Origin of the sequence: Catenibacterium sp. UBA627 (assembly GCF_002299355.1) — a bacterium.
GTDB lineage: Bacteria > Bacillota_I > Bacilli_A > Erysipelotrichales > Coprobacillaceae > Catenibacterium > Catenibacterium mitsuoka.
Genome location: NZ_DBPF01000031.1, coordinates 1387 through 5770, shown reverse-complemented (window position 1 = coordinate 5770; position 4384 = coordinate 1387). Strand labels below are relative to the sequence as shown.

At 32.2% G+C, this 4384-nt stretch carries 6 protein-coding genes; 5 read left to right on the top strand and 1 reads right to left on the bottom strand.

All coding sequences use genetic code 11. The features are described 5' to 3' along the window. The 4 genes from B2S90_RS01865 to mscL all read left to right on the top strand — a co-directional run. Window positions 1-795: SseB family protein (locus B2S90_RS01865; protein WP_286696472.1), on the top strand; the 795-nt coding region annotated here is incomplete at its 5' end. A 14-nt stretch (window positions 796-809) separates the two neighbouring features. Then, window positions 810-1775 carry an SseB family protein gene (locus B2S90_RS01860; RefSeq protein WP_278780084.1) on the top strand — a complete coding sequence of 322 codons (966 nt, stop codon included), beginning with the start codon at window positions 810-812 and terminating at the stop codon, window positions 1773-1775. A gap of 4 nt (window positions 1776-1779) precedes the next feature. After that, on the top strand, window positions 1780-2760 hold the full coding sequence (locus B2S90_RS01855; protein WP_279147509.1) for an SseB family protein: 981 nt from the start codon (window positions 1780-1782) through the stop codon (window positions 2758-2760). Between the two features lie 24 nt (window positions 2761-2784). After that, window positions 2785-3177: a large conductance mechanosensitive channel protein MscL gene (gene mscL, locus B2S90_RS01850; protein ID WP_278780088.1), complete on the top strand. Its 393-nt coding sequence runs from the start codon at window positions 2785-2787 to the stop codon at window positions 3175-3177. Between the two features lie 12 nt (window positions 3178-3189). Here mscL and B2S90_RS01845 read toward each other — a convergent pair whose 3' ends face one another. Further along, window positions 3190-3387 carry a hypothetical protein gene (locus B2S90_RS01845; RefSeq protein ID WP_129980677.1) on the bottom strand — a complete coding sequence of 66 codons (198 nt, stop codon included), beginning with the start codon at window positions 3385-3387 and terminating at the stop codon, window positions 3190-3192. 94 nt (window positions 3388-3481) lie between these two features. Here B2S90_RS01845 and B2S90_RS01840 point away from each other — a divergent pair, with 94 nt between their 5' ends. Further along, the gene (locus tag B2S90_RS01840; RefSeq protein ID WP_278861024.1) at window positions 3482-4096 is read left to right on the top strand and encodes a hypothetical protein; all 615 of its coding nucleotides are present in this window, start codon (window positions 3482-3484) and stop codon (window positions 4094-4096) included. Window positions 4097-4384 lie beyond the last annotated feature (288 nt).

Genomic DNA, 4384 nt, shown 5'->3' with positions numbered 1-4384 from the left:
CCCTTAAACAATGATGAATCAGATTATGAAATCATTTCTGTATCTGGTGAAGATCAACAATCCTATTTACCTGCTTTCACAAATATAAAGGAAATAACAGACTATATAGACCTTCCAGAACCCCAAGAAGGCTACCAGGTAGAAATAATGGTATCATCCTATAAACGTCTCTTAGAAGAGATATATATGCGTACAGAAGGTTTAAGTGGTCTAGTCATTAATCCTTTCTCACAAAAGCTTGTTGCGGATGAAAAACTATTAAATAGTATAGGACACAATACAACAACAGGTATTAATCATCAAGAAGATTTACCAAGTCTTGTACCAGCCAATCTTAAGTTTAAAAAGAACATGAAGATTTATTACTCTAATGGTAGAAATCCACGTGTTAAAGAATTCCTAAAAGAAAGTGTAGAAGCCCTTATGGAGGATGGGGTCTTTGCTTGTCCGGTACTTGTAAATAAGAAAGATTTATATACAAATAAGACAGGAGAACTTGCAATACATACAGGTGCTGAAATTTATATCAAACCACTCATGTGTTCTCATGCTGATCCTAATAAACTCTATATTAGTTTATTTACAGGATTAAATGATATTAAAAGAGTGAATCTTGATCATGATGAACTAGACATGGAAATGATTATTACATGTCAGTCATTTGATTCATACAGAGATATACTCTTTTCTAGTAATGCATTTTGTGGTATTCTCATTAATCCTTTTACAGATCATCTAGGCTTTTCTAAAGACATGCTAGATGAAATGTTTTATAATAAAGAAACAATCAACTAGAGGAGGAAAACAAGTTGAATTACAAACCTTTTAACAATTCACAGGTATTTAATGCATCAAGATGGACTGAATCCCTTGATACCTGGAAAAAGGCTCAGGCTGACAAAGAAGTCGCTTATAGAGCATTCATTAAGAATCTTACAGAATCACACTATTATGGTTATATGAACCTACCAGAAAATGGTGAAAACATTGATTATGATCATTCATTCTTTACTATTTCACCACAAGATGGCAGCAGTATTTTTATTTCTGTCTATACTACAATTAAAGAATTAGAAAGCAGTCTTGCGAAACCTGAAACATCAATACCAGGAAGAAAAGTAGAAGCAGTAGAGGTCAACTATGCTTTCCTAACAAGAGAACTTACACTTGCTGATAGTCAACAAATTGATGGTATTGTGATTAACCCATTTAGTGATGACTATATTCTTACAAGAGAAGAATTAGTACAGATTTCTAAACGTTTATGTAATGGTTTAAATCATACAGAAGATTTAGGTAACTTCACTCCTGCAAATATCCTTATTAAAGAAATTTGGAAGATTTTCCAGAATACTGAAGATGATGATAAGAAAGCAGAAATCTTTAGTCATATGATGAAAGCATTTGATGATGCTTTATTCGCATTACCTATAATGGTAAGAAAAGAAGATTTAGTAGTAGAAGATGGTAATACATATATTGCTAGATCAGATGCAGATCTTGCGATTAGAATGTTATCAAGTGAAGATAATGGTGATCAAGCTAATATTGTTCCACTCTTTACATCACAGGAAGATATTGAAACATTAGATGGCTGGAACGCTGAAGATGAAGAAAGAAAATCTATATTAATGACTGCTGATCTCGATACTCATCTAGGAGGACTTAATAATGGTGAAGCCTTTGATGCACTCGTTATTAATCCATTCACAGATAATATTGTACTTACAAAAGAAATCCTAACTACAATGGGATTAATAGAAGGGGAGGAGTAAAAGAATGAGTAAACCATTATTAAGCACAACACCAGTAGAAACAACAGATAAAGATTGGAAAGAAAGCTGTGGTAAATACAATGAAACTTTTTTTACTGCCACTAAATTAGAAGATGATTTAATGCATGCATTAAAGGCTTCTACATTCCTTACATATATTTCTGTAGACGATGATGATGAAGATTCATACTTTTTACAGACAGTATGTGATGATGACGGAGATGAATGGTATGCGATTTATACTACTGTAGAAAATGCACAGAACTCTTCTATTCTAGAAGATTCTGATTTCCCAGATCGTCATAATGTATTAGTAGAAGTAGACTATGAATTCTTATTAAATGAATTATTCAATACAGGTGATGATGAAATCTATGGTATGGTCATTGATCCAGAAACAGATGCATTTACTCTAGATAGAAACACATTAAGCCATATGGGTATTGAAGAAAATGACGGTGTAGACCATCATGAAACAATTGGTCATAGAGTACCAGGTAATATGGAGTTTTCTTGGTTATATGATGAATATATGGAAGCACAAGGTGAAGAAGCAAAAGAAAAGTTCTCTTTAGTTATGGATGATTTAGTATCACGTTCATGTCTTGCATTAATGACGATTGTGAATAAATCAGATTTAGTTACTTTACCAGATGGTACATATGAATTAAAAAAGGATGTACCTATGATTATTCCTTCATTATCTGCAGAAGATGATGAAGGTAATGAATTAAGCTATTTACCACTCTTTACATCTAATGAACAGATTGATAAATGGGGTATCAAAGATAATGTTGAATTAAAAGAAGGTCAGGTATTAATCAGCGAATGTCGTCCATTTGATCAGCATATTGCTACATTCTTAGGTGCTGGAGAATATGACGCTTTATTAGTCAACCCATTTGATCAGGCATTTATTATCAGCAAGGAATTCATCAAGGCTATAAGCGGTCATCAGGAAGAAGACGAAACACCTGCTGCATAACTTAACATAAGGAGAGAAAACAAGATGAAAAAACTATGGAATGAATTCAAAGAATTCGCATTTAAAGGCAATGTCATTGATATGGCTGTCGGTGTTATTTTAGGTACTGCTATCACTGCTGTTGTTACATCTCTTGTACAGGATATTATCATGCCTGTATTATCTGCAATCATTAAGATTCCATCTGATATTACAGAACTTACACTTAAAGTAAATAATATTCATATCAAGTATGGAGCATTCCTTTCTAACCTCATTAACTTCTTATTAATGGCTTTCTGTATTTTTATCTGCATTAAAGCGATTAATAAGGTAATGAGCTTCCGTAAGAAGGAAGAAGAAGCAGTCCCTGCACCAAAACCAGAAGATATTGCATTACTAGAAGAAATCAGAGATCTTTTAAAAGAAAAAAAATAAGCACCTAAGTGCTTATAATGTAGGATCTTCTAGATCATCATTAAGATAAGTCGTTCTCTTAGACTTATCTTTTTTTATTTGGTCTGTACTAAAAGTGACGGTTTCTTTTGTTTGAGTAGGTGCTGTATTTACAAGATTGACACCTAATGACCATTCTTCTAGTTCTTCCTCTAGAGTATCTGCATCCTTTGCTTTTACTTTAATAGCCATACACTTCACCTCTTTCGAATTAATTATATACATAATGAACTCTTTTTAAAAGCGAATAATAATGTTAAAATATGGGAAAGGAGTGTGTTTTGTTATGATAATAGACTTAAACCAGATTTTATCTATTTTTAATATAGATTATGAAATTGTAAAAGGAAATAATAAACTTGGTGGAGCCTCTTTACCTAAACAGTTTAATCAAGGAGGAGAAATTCAAGGTAATTTTCTCTCACGTAAATTCTCTTTAATCTATGATCCAGAAAGAAAAGATCCTGGATGGAGTAATGTAGGACATAAGAAGTATGCAATGTTGTTTAAGGAAGAAAAAACAGGTATTCTTTATCAGAAAACAGGCTTTACATCTCAATCAGGTTACTTTGTATTAAAATATGACGGTGTTAAATATAAGATGTATAGAGTTGGATTAGAAACAGGTTACGCATATCCTATCTATGAAGGTTCTAAACTAGTAGCCTGTATTATGGCAGATAAATCCATTTTTAATGATTTAAACCTCTACCATATTTATGCATTAAACAAGTCATATAGTTATATTTCATCTGTATTTGGCTTATATCTAGATGCCTGTATCCAGTTGACGTATGGTCCTCTTATTACTTCACCAAGCTTTATTGCTGGAAAGAGCCTAAGAAAGAAATATGATCCTGCTTTTATTGAAAAAATAAAGGATATGGAAAACAAAGCGTAACAAAAATATTGTTGTTATAGAAAAAGTATGCTAATATGACTGTGGGAGTCGTATTACGATTAGAATAGCTCTTGGAAAGGTCTGAAATAGGGAGTCAGATCTTTTTTTTATTTATGTTCATACTTAGTTCATATACTAAGATTATAGTAATAACTGTAAAGAGGGCCACTCCCTAATAATAAAAGCGTCCTGTTTACGATTCATAAATAAAACTCCCTTCTAATTGTATTAAATTGTTTTTTAGAACCACTGGCTCTCCTCCAGTGGTTTTTACTTGTTTTAAAATAA

Bases quoted from the DNA above. Each gene is read 5' to 3' on its own strand.
- B2S90_RS01845 (WP_129980677.1), bottom strand. From the start codon at position 3,387: ATGGCTATTAAAGTAAAAGCAAAGGATGCAGATACTCTAGAGGAAGAA.
- mscL (WP_278780088.1), top strand. From the start codon at position 2,785: ATGAAAAAACTATGGAATGAATTCAAAGAATTCGCATTTAAAGGCAAT.
- B2S90_RS01840 (WP_278861024.1), top strand. From the start codon at position 3,482: ATGATAATAGACTTAAACCAGATTTTATCTATTTTTAATATAGATTAT.
- B2S90_RS01855 (WP_279147509.1), top strand. From the start codon at position 1,780: ATGAGTAAACCATTATTAAGCACAACACCAGTAGAAACAACAGATAAA.